17 protein-coding genes and 1 pseudogene are annotated in these 14698 nt (G+C 61.5%); 13 read left to right on the top strand and 5 right to left on the bottom strand.

Annotated elements, in window-relative coordinates:
* Positions 1-72: 72 nt before the first annotated feature.
* A complete protein-coding gene (locus tag AC0L2R_RS19845) occupies positions 73-936 on the top strand; it encodes a quinoprotein dehydrogenase-associated SoxYZ-like carrier (RefSeq protein WP_473510980.1) in 864 nt (287 codons plus the stop codon).
* A gap of 46 nt (positions 937-982) precedes the next feature.
* Here the strand turns inward: AC0L2R_RS19845 and AC0L2R_RS19850 are convergent, their stop codons facing one another.
* Positions 983-1336, bottom strand: a complete 354-nt coding sequence (locus tag AC0L2R_RS19850; RefSeq protein WP_023797678.1) for a hypothetical protein — start codon at positions 1334-1336, stop codon at positions 983-985.
* 673 nt (positions 1337-2009) lie between these two features.
* Between AC0L2R_RS19850 and AC0L2R_RS19855 the strand changes: the two genes are divergently transcribed.
* The 4 genes from AC0L2R_RS19855 to AC0L2R_RS19870 all read left to right on the top strand — a co-directional run bounded on the left by AC0L2R_RS19855 (position 2010) and on the right by AC0L2R_RS19870 (position 6046).
* The gene (locus tag AC0L2R_RS19855; protein ID WP_473510981.1) at positions 2010-3908 is read left to right on the top strand and encodes a methanol/ethanol family PQQ-dependent dehydrogenase; all 1899 of its coding nucleotides are present in this window, start codon (positions 2010-2012) and stop codon (positions 3906-3908) included.
* Between the two features lie 183 nt (positions 3909-4091).
* Complete coding sequence (locus AC0L2R_RS19860; protein WP_023797676.1) at positions 4092-4613, top strand: c-type cytochrome, methanol metabolism-related; 522 nt, start codon at positions 4092-4094, stop codon at positions 4611-4613.
* 1 nt (position 4614) lies between these two features.
* A complete protein-coding gene (locus AC0L2R_RS19865; protein WP_473510983.1) occupies positions 4615-5478 on the top strand; it encodes a quinoprotein dehydrogenase-associated putative ABC transporter substrate-binding protein in 864 nt (287 codons plus the stop codon).
* 10 nt (positions 5479-5488) lie between these two features.
* On the top strand, positions 5489-6046 hold the full coding sequence (locus tag AC0L2R_RS19870) for a PQQ-dependent catabolism-associated CXXCW motif protein (protein ID WP_027151291.1): 558 nt from the start codon (positions 5489-5491) through the stop codon (positions 6044-6046).
* A 50-nt stretch (positions 6047-6096) separates the two neighbouring features.
* Here the strand turns inward: AC0L2R_RS19870 and AC0L2R_RS19875 are convergent, their stop codons facing one another.
* Positions 6097-6234 carry a hypothetical protein gene (locus tag AC0L2R_RS19875; RefSeq protein ID WP_023797673.1) on the bottom strand — a complete coding sequence of 46 codons (138 nt, stop codon included), beginning with the start codon at positions 6232-6234 and terminating at the stop codon, positions 6097-6099.
* A gap of 220 nt (positions 6235-6454) precedes the next feature.
* Here AC0L2R_RS19875 and pqqB point away from each other — a divergent pair, with 220 nt between their 5' ends.
* Genes pqqB through pqqE form a run of 4 tightly spaced genes read left to right on the top strand, consistent with a single transcriptional unit; the run spans position 6455 to position 9559 of the window.
* Positions 6455-7393 (top strand): pyrroloquinoline quinone biosynthesis protein PqqB, encoded by a 939-nt coding sequence (gene pqqB, locus AC0L2R_RS19880; protein WP_473510985.1) that lies wholly within the window; start codon positions 6455-6457, stop codon positions 7391-7393.
* Positions 7390-8148, top strand: a complete 759-nt coding sequence (pqqC, locus tag AC0L2R_RS19885) for a pyrroloquinoline-quinone synthase PqqC (protein WP_473510987.1) — start codon at positions 7390-7392, stop codon at positions 8146-8148. Before pqqB ends, pqqC begins: the two co-directional genes overlap by 4 nt.
* On the top strand, positions 8145-8441 hold the full coding sequence (gene pqqD / locus AC0L2R_RS19890) for a pyrroloquinoline quinone biosynthesis peptide chaperone PqqD (protein WP_287119370.1): 297 nt from the start codon (positions 8145-8147) through the stop codon (positions 8439-8441). Before pqqC ends, pqqD begins: the two co-directional genes overlap by 4 nt.
* The gene (gene pqqE / locus AC0L2R_RS19895; protein ID WP_128180874.1) at positions 8438-9559 is read left to right on the top strand and encodes a pyrroloquinoline quinone biosynthesis protein PqqE; all 1122 of its coding nucleotides are present in this window, start codon (positions 8438-8440) and stop codon (positions 9557-9559) included. Before pqqD ends, pqqE begins: the two co-directional genes overlap by 4 nt.
* A 91-nt stretch (positions 9560-9650) precedes the next feature.
* Here the strand turns inward: pqqE and folP are convergent, their stop codons facing one another.
* On the bottom strand, positions 9651-10484 hold the full coding sequence (gene folP / locus AC0L2R_RS19900; protein WP_473510989.1) for a dihydropteroate synthase: 834 nt from the start codon (positions 10482-10484) through the stop codon (positions 9651-9653).
* A 104-nt stretch (positions 10485-10588) separates the two neighbouring features.
* Between folP and AC0L2R_RS19905 the strand changes: the two genes are divergently transcribed.
* Both AC0L2R_RS19905 and AC0L2R_RS19910 read left to right on the top strand, forming a co-directional pair.
* A complete protein-coding gene (locus tag AC0L2R_RS19905) occupies positions 10589-11065 on the top strand; it encodes an SRPBCC family protein (RefSeq protein WP_473510991.1) in 477 nt (158 codons plus the stop codon).
* Between the two features lie 22 nt (positions 11066-11087).
* Entirely contained in the window at positions 11088-11504 is a 417-nt protein-coding gene (locus AC0L2R_RS19910; protein WP_473510993.1) for a GFA family protein, read from the top strand.
* Positions 11505-11641: 137 nt separating this feature from the next.
* On the opposite strand, the gene AC0L2R_RS19915 is transcribed toward AC0L2R_RS19910, so the two are convergent.
* The gene (locus tag AC0L2R_RS19915) at positions 11642-12361 is read right to left on the bottom strand and encodes a DUF899 domain-containing protein (protein WP_473510995.1); all 720 of its coding nucleotides are present in this window, start codon (positions 12359-12361) and stop codon (positions 11642-11644) included.
* 196 nt (positions 12362-12557) lie between these two features.
* On the opposite strand from AC0L2R_RS19915, the gene AC0L2R_RS19920 reads away from it, so the two are divergent.
* Together AC0L2R_RS19920 and AC0L2R_RS19925 are read left to right on the top strand one after the other, a co-directional pair.
* Positions 12558-13142 carry a GNAT family N-acetyltransferase gene (locus tag AC0L2R_RS19920; protein ID WP_473510997.1) on the top strand — a complete coding sequence of 195 codons (585 nt, stop codon included), beginning with the start codon at positions 12558-12560 and terminating at the stop codon, positions 13140-13142.
* A 110-nt stretch (positions 13143-13252) separates the two neighbouring features.
* Positions 13253-13453 (top strand): annotated as a pseudogene (locus AC0L2R_RS19925) (sigma-54-dependent Fis family transcriptional regulator); the annotation flags it as partial.
* Between the two features lie 551 nt (positions 13454-14004).
* Here AC0L2R_RS19925 and AC0L2R_RS19930 read toward each other — a convergent pair.
* Entirely contained in the window at positions 14005-14613 is a 609-nt protein-coding gene (locus AC0L2R_RS19930) for a hypothetical protein (protein WP_473510999.1), read from the bottom strand.
* Positions 14614-14698: the final 85 nt, after the last annotated feature.

Here is a 14698-nt window from a genome sequence, read left to right on the forward strand (position 1 = left end):
AACGCATCGTCAAGGGTCTATCCTCGACATCGGCCTGGGCACCACCTCTCTGACATTGGTGGAGGCATCGAAATGCAGAACCACGCTTACCGGAGCCGGCAGCTCGGCTTGCCGCTGCCAGCCATCTTCGCCGCGATCATCCTGGCCGTCGGTGCGCTCTTTGGCGCCTCCGGCGCCGCCAACGCCCAGCAGACAACCGCCTCTTCGGACAGGATCTGGCAGGATATGAAAGGCGACGTGTTCGGCGATCGGGCAATTCTGGTCGATAGCGGCGTCGTCAGGATCGAGGCGCCGAAGCGGGCGCAGGATGCCGCCATCGTGCCCGTCGACATCTATATCGACCCGGCCAAGGCGCCCGCCGGCATCAAATCCGTCACCTTGATCATCGACGTCAATCCAGCGCCGGTAGCGGCGACGTTCGAGATCGGCAAGGACGCCGGTGTGACACATCTGTCGACGCGCGTGCGCGTCGACGACTATTCCTATCTGCGTGCCATAGCAGAGACGCAGGGCGGCGAGCTTCACATGGCCCAGACCTTCGTCAAGGCGTCAGGCGGATGCTCCGCCCCGGCGCTCAAGAACCAAGACGAAGCGATGGCAACGATGGGGCAGATGAAGCTGCGCCAATTCCCGCCGCAAGAGACGATGACAAAGGCGCAGGAATTGCAGCTGATGATCCGCCACCCGAACAATTCGGGCCTGCAGCGCAACCCCTTGACCCAGTATTTCATCCCCGCGCATTTCGTTCAGAAACTGTCGGTCTCGCAGGCCGACCGGCTGATCCTGTCGATGGAAGGGGGGATATCGATTTCGGAAGATCCCAATTTCCGGTTCGATTTCACCGCGCACGGCACTGGCCAAATCCAGGTCGAAGCGATCGATACGGACGGCAAGGTATTTCGCAATCAATGGCCGCTGGAGGCTACGGGGCTTTGAAGCCTCGAAACCGTATGCAGCCGCCGTCGGCGGTCTTACACAGCGTCTAAAAGCAGCGCACGTCAGCTTCCGCCTGCGCGCGCTTCAGTCCCGTGCTTGCGGCTTTTGCCGGCGCGCTTTCGCGGAACAGCCCCGACCGCTCCCCAGTCGTCAGGGACATGCTCTTGAAGGTCTCGGCCCTTTCATAATCCTCGAATGGAAGGATCGAGGCGATGACATCGATCGAGCAGGAACAGCTCTCCAGCGCCCGACGTGTCTGGCCATTCGTCTGCATGCAGCCGAGCACATAGTCGACAACCGTCACCGTCGGATAATCTGAGGCGGCGCCGGCCGGATTGGCGAAGGCCAGGGCCGACGTGAGCAACAGCGGCAAGCTCGAAAAGCCGACATATCTGATCATGGGGAACCTCCGATTGGCCCGGAACGTGACGGATCGAGCCCGCTGGATCGAGACGGATCACCGCACCAGTTGGCCTCCTGCCGCCACGCCCGTCAAGTTCTCATGCAGGCCATATAGTACCAAAGGACAGGGCCGTCCCGGCCGGCAAAAGGCCTCCCCGACAGCACGAACATCGGCTCCGAATCCTGGTGCTGAGCTTGATTTCAGGTCTCCTCCACTATCGCCAGAGGGAGCGACGCGCGCATACTTAAAATCATACGATCAAGCGAATATTCCCAAATAAAAATCAATACATTTTGCCCAAAAAATACGTAAAATTTAACCACTTATATAAATCGCGCTTCATCCACAGTCGATCAATAGCTTTCAGTCCGGATTTTTTCATATCTATTTCTCTATATTGCAGTGCAACATAGATGGAAGTGATTTTTCTTGCCTTCCTTCTGGGGATGACATAGCTTCATCCTGTTTCCGGCTTCAAGGGCGTCACCGTCAATTAGGGAGCGGCGACAGTCTTTCGTAGGCCAGGTGGGATGGGCAGTAACGGTGCCCTCTGCTCATTCGGCTTAGGTCGTGACACGCTGCCGGAAATACTTCCCCCACATGAATCGCTTGGGCAAGCCCTGGTGGGCTCAACGGACGATTCGTCATTGTGCACCCTGGGAGGACTTTGATGCGTGTATTAGCGAAAACTGCCTACCTACTAACGACCGCGGCGCTCATGTCGTTCGGCGCGGTCCACATGACGTCGGCCAATGAAGAACTGATGAAAATGGCCGAGAATCCCAAGGACTGGGTGATGCAGACGGGTGACTACGCCAACACCCGCTTTTCCAAGCTCAACCAGATCACCAAGGACAATGTGAAGAACCTGCAGGTCAAGTGGACCTTCTCCACTGGCGTGCTGCGCGGCCATGAAGGCGGGCCGCTGGTCATCGGCGATGTGATGTATGTCCACGCGCCGTTCCCGAACACCGTCTATGCTCTCGATCTCAAGGATGACGGAAAGATCCTCTGGAAATACGAGCCCAAGCAAGACCCGAATGTTATTGGCATCATGTGCTGCGACACGGTCAACCGTGGCGTCGCCTATGGTGACGGCAAGATCATCCTCAACCAGGCCGACACCACCGTCGTGGCGCTCGATGCCAAGTCCGGCAAAGTCGTCTGGACGGTCAAGAACGGCGATCAGATCGACGGCGGAAAGGGCGAATCCGGCACGTCGGCGCCTGTGGTCGTCAAGGACAAGGTTATCGTCGGCATCTCTGGCGCCGAATATGGTGTTCGCGGCCACCTCTCGGCCTACAATCTTTCGGATGGCAAGCTTGCTTGGCGGGCCTATTCGACGGGACCCGATGCAGAAACCCTGATCGATCCCGAAAAGACCACCCATCTCGGCAAACCAGTCGGCGCGGACTCGGGCACGAACACCTGGGAAGGCGAGCAGTGGAAGACCGGTGGCGGCACGACCTGGGGATGGTACGCCTATGATCCCAAGCTTAACCTGATCTACTACGGCACCGGCAATCCATCGACCTGGAACCCGGTCCAGAGGCCAGGCGACAATCGCTGGTCGATGACGATCATGGCTCGCGATGCGGATACCGGGATGGCCAAGTGGCTCTACCAGATGACCCCGCATGACGAGTGGGATTATGACGGCGTCAACGAGATGATCCTTGTCGACGGCATGGACATCAAGGGGGCCAAGCGCGATGTGCTGGTGCATTTCGACCGCAATGGCTTTGCCTACACCATGGATCGCGCCAATGGCGAGCTTCTCGTCGCCAAGAAATACGATCCGGCAGTGAACTGGGCGACGGAAGTCAACATGGACCCCAGCAGCGACCAGTACGGCCGCCCGCAGGTGGTCGCCAAATATTCGACCCAGCAGAACGGCGAAGACACCAACTCGACGGGCATCTGCCCGGCCGCGCTTGGAACCAAGGACCAGCAGCCGGCGACCTATTCGCCGAAGACCGGTCTGTTCTACGTGCCGACAAACCATGTCTGCATGGACTATGAGCCCTACAAGGTGAGCTACACCGCCGGTCAGCCTTACGTGGGCGCCACCGTGTCGATGTATCCTCCCGCTGGAGCCGACCACATGGGCAACTTCATTGCCTGGGATGCTGCCAAGGGCGAGATCGTCTGGTCCAAGCCCGAGAAGTTCTCGGTCTGGTCGGGCGCGCTGGCGACCGACGGTGACGTCGTCTTCTACGGCACGCTCGAGGGCTACATCAAGGCAGTCGATCATGACGGCAATGAACTCTACAAGTTCAAGACCCCGTCCGGCATCATCGGCAACATCACGGCCTATGAGCATGGCGGCAAGCAATACATTGCCGTTCTGTCCGGCGTCGGCGGATGGGCCGGTATCGGTCTGGCAGGCGGACTGCTTTCGCCCGAAAACGCCGCTGCCTGGCATGGCGCCGTCGATCAGGGCCGTGCGCAAGGCGACGAGGCTGCGGTCGTTGGGACTGCTGGTCTGGGCGCGGTCGGTGGCTACGCAGCACTTGCCGACTACACGACGCTGGGCGGCCAGCTCACCGTCTTCGGTCTCCCGGACTGAGACACGGGAACCATAGGCACGCCTCGGTTTTTTGAGAAGACCAAGGCTTGAAAAGCGAGAGCCCGGATCACCGGGAAGCCAGGACCGGGCTCTCAATTTCGCCGCGCACCCACATCGATCCATGCCGCTTCACGACAGCAATACCGTGTGCAGGCGAAATCAAGAAATCAAGGAAGTAGCTGAATGTCCGTTCGCATTGTAATTTCCGCTCTCGCCCTGGCGCTGCCTCTGGCAAGTTCAAGCCTCGCGCATGCCCAGGACAGCGCTGAAAAAGCCAAGGCCGTGACGGAAGAAGGCGGCAAGCATTTCGACGCGGAGGGAAATCCGACCTTCAAGATCGAAAACGGAGCCGTCGACTGGTACACGTTCAGCGGTTACCGCCGGTATCACTCCGATTGCCATGTCTGTCACGGACCGGACGGCACCGGTTCGAGCTATGCGCCGGCCTTGCTCAACAGCCTGAAAACAATGGATTACGCCACTTTCATCTCGATCGTCGCCGAGGGCCGCAAGAATGTCGGCGGCGGCAAGGAAAATGTCATGCCTGCCTTTGGCGACAACAAAAACGTCTATTGCTACATGGATGACCTCTACGTCTATCTGCGTGCCCGCGCCGACGGTGCGGCGCCGCGCGGCAGGCCGCCGAAGAAAGCAGACAAGCCACAGGCAGCGAAGGATGCCGAAGCATCCTGCATGGGTGGATGATATGATTGGCCATGACGCGTTGAAGCTGTGTTTTGTCCTGCCGATGCTCGGCGCACTCGCCTTGCTGCCTGCGAACGCCCAGGCGCAGGACGCCGGCCTTGGTGCCGCGGGCGAACTGGTCGACCCAGACATTCTGCGCGTCTGCGCCGATCCTTCGAACATGCCGTTCACCGACGAGAGCGGCGAAGGCTTCGAAAACCGGCTGGCCGACCTGGTTGCCGCGAAAACCGGCCGAAAGTCCGTCGCCTATACATGGTTTCCTCTTGTCGCCGGCTTCGTGCGCAACACGCTGGCCGCCAACCGATGCGACATCATCATGGGCTATGCCCAGGGCGATGAACTGGTGCAGAACACCAACGCCTACTATCGCTCGTCCTATGTGTTGGTGCACCCGAAGGGCAACGGCATGGAGGGCGTCGAGACCATCGAGGATCCGAAACTCACTGGCAAGAGGATCGGCGTCGTCGAAAGCACACCGCCGACTGCCAACATGGCCGCCAACAAGCTCATGCGAACGGCAAAGATCTATCCGCTGGCGGTGGATACCCGCCTCACCCCTTCCATGGGGGAAGTCATGATCAAGGACATGCTCGCCGGCAAGATCGATGCGGCGGTCATGTGGGGACCGATGGCCGGCTACTATGCCAAGCAACTCGGCGCCGATTTCACGATCGTTCCGCTGGTGAAGGAGAAAACCGGCTCGCGCATGTCATACCGCATCACCATGGGCGTGCGTCCATCCGACCAGGAATGGAAGCGGACGCTCAACCGGGTGATCAGGGAAAACCAGGCGGAGATCACCAGGATCCTGCTGGACTACGATGTGCCGCTGATCGACGAACACGATAATCCGATCACGCAATGACGAGAAACGCATGAAGGGAAAGGAGACGATTTTGCTGGTCGCCGCGGGCCTTCTCGGTCTGACCGAACCGATGTGGGCGGGCGATATCGCCGAGCCCGGCGGCTACCGGATGGACGAATATCGGGCGCCGGTGCCGCAGACGCTGCAGGGCGCGAAGGTCGTAACGACGGCGGAGGCGGAGGCGCTGTGGCGGGAGAAGAAGGCGGTGTTCTTCGACGTCATGCCGAACACGCCGAAGCCGGCCAATTTGCCGGCAGGAACGATTTGGAGAGCCAAGATCAGAAAGGACATCCCAGGCAGCACCTGGCTGGCCAATGTCGGTTACGGCGCTATCTCCGAGGAGACCGCCAACTATTTTCGCCAAGGCCTCGCGGCCGAAGCCGGTCCCGACAAGTCGCGTGCCATTCTGTTCTATTGCATGACGAATTGCTGGATGTCGTGGAATGCCGCGAAGCGGGCCATCGAATGGGGCTACAGTTCGGTGATCTGGTATCCGCCCGGCGCCGATGGATGGGAACGTGCCAACCTTCCGCTGGAGGAAAGGAAGCCATATGTGATTAGCAATTGAGCATGCGCATTGTTATTTTCTTGTTTTTCGACTTTTCAGAACCTGCCGTTTCATTTGTCCATTTTGAGAGCTGATGGACGAGCCATTGCAATGGTGCCCAGCAATGGTTGACTGAGAAAAGGATCGGCCCCTTCGGGCTGGTAGAAGAGGAGATATGCCATGAAGAAGAGCTGGACAAAACCGACCATGTGCCAAGTTGCTGCGGGCTTCGAGATTTCGCGGTATCTGCCTGCTGAAATTACTCCCAAGAAGTAGGCCGCAGAGGTGCGTGTCCCCGGCAACGGGGACACGCACTGTCTTGCCGCGCCAGGTCTCCGTGAAAGGCTTTGACGCGTTCAATGCGGGCGCGAAGCCATTCGCGGTCGAAAATTTGCTGTTGGTTGAACAAGCCGCAGAGCGGGCATTGCAATGCGCTTGAAGATCATCGGCTCGGCGGCAGGCGGCGGCTTTCCGCAGTGGAATTGCAACTATCGCCTGAGCCGCGCGGCTCGCACCGGGATGGCTGGCGTGCATTCGCGAACCCAATCAAGCATCGCCGCATCAGTGGATGGGGCCGGCTGGGTTCTCTTCAACGCCTCACCCGATATCCGCCAGCAGATTGCGCAAACGCCTGAATTGCAGCCCGCGCATGATGCGCCGTTGCGTTCGACGCCCATCCGCGCGGTGGTGCTGACCAATGCCGATGTCGATCATGTCGCCGGCCTGCTCAGCCTGCGTGAGCGGCAGCCCTTCGCCATCTACGCAACGACACAGGTGCTGGCGACGCTGGAAGCGAATTCGATCTTCAATGTCCTCGATCCGGCGCTCGTGCCGCGACGCACCTTGCCGCCGGCGGAAGAACTGGCGATCTGCGACGCAGACGGCCACGACACCGGCGTGACTGTCGAGAGTTTTCCCGTGCCCGGCAAGATAGCCCTCTATCTCGAGGAAAGAAGCCGGCCGGATGCCAATTTCAGTTCCGACGCCGGCGACACGATCGGCGTCCGCATCGCTGGTGCCGGCAGTCACGGCTCCGTCTTCTATATCCCAGGCTGCGCGCGCATCGATGCGGCCCTGCGCACGCGCCTGGCCGATGCCGCCTGTGTCCTGTTCGATGGCACGGTCTACACCGACGACGAGATGATCGCCGCCGGCGTCGGCCAAAAGACCGGGGCGCGCATGGGGCATCTGGCAATGTCGGGAGACGATGGGTCGATCGCCGGCCTGGCCGATGTGGGGATCGGCCGCCGTGTCTTCGTCCACATCAACAACACCAATCCGGTTCTGGACGAGAATTCGGCCGAGCACGCAGCGGTCAAAGCGGCTGGCTGGGAAGTCGCCCAAGATGGGATGGAGATGGAATTTTGAGTGATTTCCACGACGCGGCCAGGAACGGCCTGTCCTCCAGCGAGCTCGAAGCCGTGCTGCGGCAGGTCGGCGCCGAGCGCTATCACAACCGCCATCCTTTCCATCACAGGATGACCAGCGGTGTGCTGTCGAGGACCGAGATGCAGGCCTGGGCGCTGAACCGCTATTGCTACCAGGCCGTCATCCCGCGCAAGGACGCCATGATCCTCGCACATGCTGAGGATCCGGCGTTTCGGGCTGCCTGGCGCAAACGCATCGAGGACCATGACGGCGAGGACGGCTGGAGCGGCGGCATCGCGCGCTGGCTGCATCTGGCGACCTCGCTCGGCCTCGATGCCGATGACGTGAAGAGCGAAAGGCTGGCGCTGCCGGCGACACGTTTCGCGGTCGGCGCCTACCTCGCCTTTTGCACGAACCGGACGCTGTTCGAGGCGGTCGCATCGTCGCTGACCGAGATGTTCTCGCCGCTCATCATCGGCGAACGGATCCCGGCGATGCTGGCCAAATACGATTACATCACCGAGGATACGCTGGCCTATTTCAGCCGACGGCCCGAACAGGCCTCGCGCGACGCCGACTTCGCCCTCGCTTACGTGCTCGGCCATGCCGACACGGCGGAACGCCAGCAGCAGGCGATCGATGCGCTGGTGTTCAAATGCGATATACTGTGGGCCATGCTCGACGCGCTTCAACACGCCTATGGCGAGCCCGGAAACATCCCGCCCGGCGCCTTCCGTCCGGAGCCAGCCCAATGATGGCGCTGCGCGAAAGAGCTTTGGTTTCGTCACGATCAGTGCCGTCGCTGCCGAAGCACGTGCGCATACAGTACGATCCCGTGCGGCAGGCGTTCGCCGTGCTTTCACCGGAAAAAATATTTTGGCCGAATGACATCAGCCTCGATATATTGCGCCGCTGCGACGGGCGATCCACGGTCGGCCACATCATCGCCGAGCTTGCGGCGGATTATGACGCCGAACAGGAGGCCGTGGCGGCCGACGTCATTGCCTTCCTGCAAGAATGGTCGGACAAGCTGCTGGTAAAACTATGAGCGAGCCCCTTCTCCCTCCGATCGGCATGCTGGCGGAACTGACGCATCGCTGCCCGCTGCAATGCCCGTATTGCTCCAATCCGCTCGAATTGCTGAAAGCCAATCGCGAACTCGATACGCAGACCTGGCTCGACCTGTTCTCGCAGGCCGCCGATCTCGGCGTTCTCCAGGTGCATCTGTCGGGCGGCGAACCGACGCTGCGCCGCGACCTCGAGCAATTGATCGCCGGGCTTTCGGCGCGCGGCGTCTACACCAACCTGATCACCGCCGGCGTCGGCATCGCCGAAGGCCGCATCGAGGCGTTTGCCGAAGCCGGGCTCGACCATCTGCAGCTGAGCTTTCAAGGCGCACGGCCGGCGACCACCGACCGCATCGGCAATCACAAAGGCGGCCACGAAAAGAAGCTGGAGACGGCACGCCGCGCCCGCGCAGCCGGCCTGCCGCTTACCATCAACGCGCCGATCCATCGCCACAACATCGAGGAAGTGCCGGAATTCATCGACCTGGCGCTCTCGCTCGGCGCGGAGCGGCTCGAGATCGCCAACGTGCAGTATGCCGGCTGGGCCCTGACCAATCGCGATCAACTGATGCCCGAGCGTGCTGCGGTCGACCGTCAGGCAGAGATCGTCGCGGCGGCGCGCGAACGGCTCACCGGCATCATGAACATCGATTTCGTCACGCCGGATTATTTCGCCATCTATCCCAAGCCGTGCATGGGCGGCTGGGCGCGCGATGCCTTCATGGTGGCGCCGGACGGCACCGTGCTGCCATGCCATGCCGCACAGACCATCCCGTCGCTCAGCTTTGAGCGTTTCGGCCCGCGCAGCCTGGCCGAAATCTGGACCGATTCGCCGGCATTCAACGCCTTTCGCGGCACCGACTGGATGCAGCAGCCCTGTCGCAGCTGCGAACGGCGTGAGATCGACTGGGGCGGCTGCCGCTGCCAGGCGATGGCGATTGCCGGCGACGCCGCCGCGACGGACCCGGCTTGCGCGAAATCGCCGATCCATGCGCGCATGGCCATGCTGATCGACGAAGCCCAGCGTGCTGCGGCAGTTCCTTCGAACGACGAACAATTCGTCTATCGGCGGATTGGCGTCGTCACCGAGCCCGCCTGACGCGCCTTCTTGTTTTTATGCGTGTCGTTATCCCAAAACCGCTGCGCACCCTCGGGTCAGGGCCCGAGGGCATGCTTTTGGGCGACACGCATTATTCCCCGGTCTCGCGCTCGCGCACCGCGTCGGCGAATGCCAGTGCGTCGCGATTGACGGCAATGTTGTGGACGCGAAAGATCGCAGCGCCTTTCAGCCGCAGGATAACGCTTGTTGCCGCTGTGCCGACGTCTCGCCCCTCGTCACTTCCGCCGACCAGGTGACGGGCAAGGCGCTTGCGTGACGTGCCGACGAGCAATGGAAAACCGAGCGCGCGCAACTCACCGAAGCGAGCCATGAGCGCGAGGTTTTCCTCGCCGTCCTTGGCGAAGGCGAAGCCGGGGTCGAGCACGATCCGCTCGTCCACGATGCCGGCGTCGCGCGCGATCTCCAGCGATCTGTTCAGGAACAGGAACTGGTCGGCGATCACATCCGCCAGTTTTTCGCGGCCGCGCCCGGTGTGCATGATAACGAGACCGGCGCCGGTTTCCGCCGCGACCTGCGCGATGTCGGGTTCGCGCTGCAGGCCATGCACGTCGTTGACGATATGCGCGCCCGCCGCGACCGCCAGCCGCGCCGTCTCGGCCCTGTAGGTGTCGACCGAAACCAGGCTGTCGCCGTCGGACGACAGCGCCTCGATGACCGGCAGGATGCGCGCTTGTTCCTCGCGCGCCGAAACAGCGCCGGCGCCGGGCCGGGTGGATTCGCCGCCGACATCGATGATCGCCGCGCCCTCGCCGATCATGCGCCGCGCCTGCTGCAGCGCCCGCTCCGGCCGGTCGAATTCTCCGCCGTCGGAAAAACTGTCCGGCGTGACGTTCAAAATCCCCATCAGCAACGATTGCGCGCCAAGATCGAGATGCCGTCCACGAGCAAGCTGCCAGCGCGTCATGCGTCAACCTTTTTCATATCAGATGCAATTCGCGACAAGATTGTCACTCACACGAACCCGGTTTCCCCGTCTACCTATGCTCGCGAAACAAAAGGAGCGTAGCAATGACCAGGGAAACGATCAGCTTTACTTACACGACCTATATTGTCTCGACACCGGGAAAGGTGTTCGAGGCGATAACCAAACCGGACCTCGCACGGCGCTACTGGGGCCACGAGAACGTCTCCGACTGGAAGCCCGGCTCGAACTGGCAGCACATCCGCGCCAATGACGAACGGACCGTCGAGCTCGTCGGCAAGGTCGTCGAGGTGTCGCCGCCGACCCGTCTCGTCATCACCTGGGCAAACGCTTCGCAGGCGTCCGATCCGGCGAGCTACAGCCGGGTGACCTTCGAGCTCGAGGAATACGAGGCCATGGTCCGGCTGACCGTCAGCCATGACGAACTCGAAGCCGGCAGCGGCATGGCGAACGGCATCAAAAAGGGTTGGCCGATCGTCCTTTCCAGCCTGAAATCCTTCCTCGAAACCGGTCAGGCGATCGATGTCTTCGCCAGGCCGCGCGCGTCCGAACTGGCGGCCTGATCCAGAACAAAGGACCGAGCAGATGAGCACTCTCTACACCGGCGGATGCGCGTGCGGCGCGGTCCGCTACGAGGCAAAGGCAGCCCCGATCTTCGAAAACCACTGCCAATGCCACGATTGCCAGAAAAGAAGCGGCACCGGTCATGGATCTTACCTGACGTTTGCGTCGCGGGCGGACGTGACGATCACCGGCGTGACGACGGACTGGCGTGTCGCGGCGGACAACGGGAATGAGAAAATCCATTCCTTCTGCCCGGTCTGCGGAACGCCGACACACCTGACATACGCCGCCATGCCGGACGTGATCACGGTCCATGCCGCAAGCCTCGACGATCCGGGCCGCTTCAATCCGACCGTGGTGACGTACGGTATCCGGGCCCTCCCCTGGGACAAGATGGAAACTGGGCTGACGACGTTCGAGAAAATGCCATCAGGTTGACGGCCCGGCGGGAGGGCGGACGCGCACTATCTTCAGGAGGCGGATCTGCCGCCCACCGCGGCATTACGGATCGAGGCACGGCAGGCAGAAGGAAAATAGTGCATCGTCACCGTAATTCGCGGTCGTGCCCTTGACACTCAGCGATTGCCGTACTCGTCGTGGCGGCGCCACCACGCCTGGGGGAACTCGAGCCCGTCCTCGTTCCTTCCCCACGGAGCCAGGTCGAGGAAACGGTAGACCCCCATAAACGCCTCGGTGCCACGGGCGTAGGTCGAGTAGGTGTGGTAGACGGCACCGTCCTGGAGCGCAAAGACGCTCATTCCCTCCTTCTGCGGCTCGGCCCTGTCGACATGCTGATAGTTGTAGTCGGCGCCGTCTCTCTGCTGCTCTTCGGTGAAGGCGGCGCCGAGGTCGTATTTGAAATCGCTGCCGAGCGACGAAACCCACGGGAAGCGCCAGCCCATTTGCTGCTTGTAGTCCTGGATCTCCGGCAACGGGGCGATCGATTCGCAAACGAGGGTAATGTCGCGGCCGTTCAGGTGGGGGATGACGCAGTCGAAGTGATCGGCGATCAACGAGCATCCGGTGCATCCTTGGCGCTCATCGGTGAGCCGGTATCCGTAACCGAACATGAAATGATAGACGAAGAGTTGCGAGCGCCCCTGGAAGAGGTCGGCGAGCGAGGCGCTGCCCTCCTCGGTCTCCAACAGATACTCCTTGTCGATCCGAACCCACGGCAGTTCCTGTCGCTGTCGCGCCAGTTCGTCGCTCTGCCGCATGAGCCGTTTCTCCGCCTCGAGCAGTGCGAGCCGCGCTCCGAGCCATTCCTCGCGTGTTCCGGTCTTGTGTTTCCTCATCGCTGCTGTCTCCTTCCTCGGGGATTTCCTTCCGTTTCTCGAAACGACTTGTTGCGTCAGGCGTTAAACCTAACGCCGGAGGCGAAATATGGTAGCCAGATGTGGGGCGGGACTGTCTGATCCCTGCCCGCTTGTTGCGGCGCCCGTTGCCGGCGCGGGCGCCTCGTCGAACCATTTGCGTCGTTTGGAGGGCAGCATGAAATCGCCGACAGTGAGGGTTATGGCCGCGGCCGATGAAGATCCGGCGATCGGAACAATCGTGCTGGCGTTTGCAGCCGATCCCATGGCGCGATGGACCTGGCCGCATGCACACCAGTACCTTGCGGCCATGCCGCGACTGGTCCGCGCGTTCGGGGCCAGGGCATTCTCAAACGGAAGCGGCTTTTGCACCGATGGCTATGTCGGGACGGCGCTGTGGCTGTCGCCCGGTGTGCATCCCGACGAGAAAGGGCTTGGTGCGCTTGTCGAGAGCACGGTTGCGCCCTCACTTGCCGCTGAAGTCGCCGCCATATTCGAGCAGATGGCCAAGTACCATCCGGCCGAACCGCATTGGTACTTGCCCGTGATCGGCGTCGACCCGGCGCATCAGGGCGAAGGTCTCGGCGACGCCTTGATGGCATACGCGCTCGCGCAGTGCGATCGCGATCACGCGCCCGCCTATCTGGAATCCTCGAACCCGCGCAACATTCCGTTCTACCGGCGCCACGGCTTCGAACCGCTCGGCGCCATCCAGGTCGGGTCATCGCCGACGCAAGTCCCGATGCTGCGGCGACCGCGTTGAGCCAGGTAGAGCAGACGAGCGAAGCGTCATGCCGCCATCCCGTGGTGTCGGCGCAAGGGTATTTCGGTGAAGGGCATTTCGGTGACAGTGGACTTTTTGCCGTGCTCGGCCCGCCACGCCATCTGACAGAGGCGGAATTGGGAGAGGCCCGGCAACGCATTGAACCGCTCGTCCGGGCCGCCCAATCGAGCTTGGCCCGGCTCTATCTTGCGGTGGGCGATGTCGGATGCTGCGTCCTGCTCGCCGATCGTGACGGCGTGCCGGTCGAACGGCGCGGTGCGCCTGTGGATGACGAGGCTTTTCATTCCTGGGATGGCTTCGGCTTCTCACCAGTCTGCCTGTTGCGGTCTGTCTGCTGGGCAACGCTGTCCGCCTGCACTTCCGTCTCGTAGGGCGAAGGCTGACCGCCACCGACGTCGCCCGCATCGGCGACACGCCCGTCTGGTTCTTCCGACGTTTTTTTCTTTCGCTTCGCGCTGGGGTGTCGTCTCGGAACTCTTCCATACCTCTTCCGGGTCAGTCGGATCATCGGCGTCGGGACGAGCTTTTTGTCGTTCATGTCTCGAGTCAACGCCCGTGGTTTTAGAGATGTTGGGAGAATCGTCCTTGCGATTCCGTTTCTGGTCTCTTTGCATGATTTGGCTCCTTATCTCGCCGAAGGCCAACGAACGCAGGGAGCCGTTGTTCCTCGATGCGATCAGGATGCTAAACGGCAGCGATCCACTCAGGACGAGCCCCAAAACCGTTCACCGAGACAATTCGCCTGCGCCCCGCCCAAGATCATCAGACTAATGCGCTGGCCGGGGATGGAAGCCTGGACGCGCAGCGCATTGGAATTCGCCGGTCGTCTCCGCATGGCCAGCTACGGCCGGAACAGCCGTTTCAATACGAGATGGACCGGCAAGTAGGCGACCAGGGGCAAAAGCACCATGTACAGGCCGAGATACATGCGTGGCGGCAAGATCCTCTGCGGCTCCGGACCAGGCCCGTGCACCCAGTTGATGTTCTCGTCGGGCCGGGTGAACCAGTAACTTGCAACCAGTACCACCCAGGCGAGAGCGGTCTGCGCTTTGAACGCGCCGCGGTCGTAGCCTTGCCGGATCAGCATGAAAATAATGATGACCGGCATGAACAAATGAAAGCCGGACAGCGTCCTCGCATATGCGGGCTCCCTTGGATCGAACATGTAGGCAGCGAGCCCGGTCAGCTTGCCGCCGGTCACGAAGTCCGCCAACCAGGCGAACTCGAGCGGCAGAACGCCGACTGTCATCATCGAATAGAGGAGTCGGCTGCCGGTCCACAACGCGATCAGCACGGCAAAGAGCGCAATATCGGAGAACCACAGGAAATTGCCGGGGCCGTATCGCAACCAGTATACCGGCGTGAGCACGGCGACAAAAAGCGTATAGGGCAGAGTGATCCAGAGCGGGTATTTGGGGATCGGGGCTTTACTGCGCTGCTTTGCCGCCATGGCCGGCCCTTTCGCGGACTGGCGCGGCGGCAAACGCCAATCGTAGGCGCAAGGACTGCTCTCGAGCCATCAATGGCTTCGCCGC

It is taken from the genome of Mesorhizobium sp. WSM4820, from assembly GCF_055811075.1.

Excerpts from the sequence above, each read along its gene's own strand:
- pqqB (WP_473510985.1), top strand. The coding sequence starts at position 6,455 with ATGCGCTTGAAGATCATCGGCTCGGCGGCAGGCGGCGGCTTTCCGCAG.
- AC0L2R_RS19875 (WP_023797673.1), bottom strand. The coding sequence starts at position 6,234 with ATGGTCGGTTTTGTCCAGCTCTTCTTCATGGCATATCTCCTCTTCTAC.
- folP (WP_473510989.1), bottom strand. The coding sequence starts at position 10,484 with ATGACGCGCTGGCAGCTTGCTCGTGGACGGCATCTCGATCTTGGCGCG.
- AC0L2R_RS19850 (WP_023797678.1), bottom strand. The coding sequence starts at position 1,336 with ATGATCAGATATGTCGGCTTTTCGAGCTTGCCGCTGTTGCTCACGTCG.
- AC0L2R_RS19910 (WP_473510993.1), top strand. The coding sequence starts at position 11,088 with ATGAGCACTCTCTACACCGGCGGATGCGCGTGCGGCGCGGTCCGCTAC.
- AC0L2R_RS19870 (WP_027151291.1), top strand. The coding sequence starts at position 5,489 with ATGAAGGGAAAGGAGACGATTTTGCTGGTCGCCGCGGGCCTTCTCGGT.
- AC0L2R_RS19865 (WP_473510983.1), top strand. The coding sequence starts at position 4,615 with ATGATTGGCCATGACGCGTTGAAGCTGTGTTTTGTCCTGCCGATGCTC.
- AC0L2R_RS19860 (WP_023797676.1), top strand. The coding sequence starts at position 4,092 with ATGTCCGTTCGCATTGTAATTTCCGCTCTCGCCCTGGCGCTGCCTCTG.
- AC0L2R_RS19915 (WP_473510995.1), bottom strand. The coding sequence starts at position 12,361 with ATGAGGAAACACAAGACCGGAACACGCGAGGAATGGCTCGGAGCGCGG.
- AC0L2R_RS19855 (WP_473510981.1), top strand. The coding sequence starts at position 2,010 with ATGCGTGTATTAGCGAAAACTGCCTACCTACTAACGACCGCGGCGCTC.
- AC0L2R_RS19905 (WP_473510991.1), top strand. The coding sequence starts at position 10,589 with ATGACCAGGGAAACGATCAGCTTTACTTACACGACCTATATTGTCTCG.
- AC0L2R_RS19920 (WP_473510997.1), top strand. The coding sequence starts at position 12,558 with ATGAAATCGCCGACAGTGAGGGTTATGGCCGCGGCCGATGAAGATCCG.
- AC0L2R_RS19845 (WP_473510980.1), top strand. The coding sequence starts at position 73 with ATGCAGAACCACGCTTACCGGAGCCGGCAGCTCGGCTTGCCGCTGCCA.
- pqqE (WP_128180874.1), top strand. The coding sequence starts at position 8,438 with ATGAGCGAGCCCCTTCTCCCTCCGATCGGCATGCTGGCGGAACTGACG.
- pqqD (WP_287119370.1), top strand. The coding sequence starts at position 8,145 with ATGATGGCGCTGCGCGAAAGAGCTTTGGTTTCGTCACGATCAGTGCCG.
- AC0L2R_RS19930 (WP_473510999.1), bottom strand. The coding sequence starts at position 14,613 with ATGGCGGCAAAGCAGCGCAGTAAAGCCCCGATCCCCAAATACCCGCTC.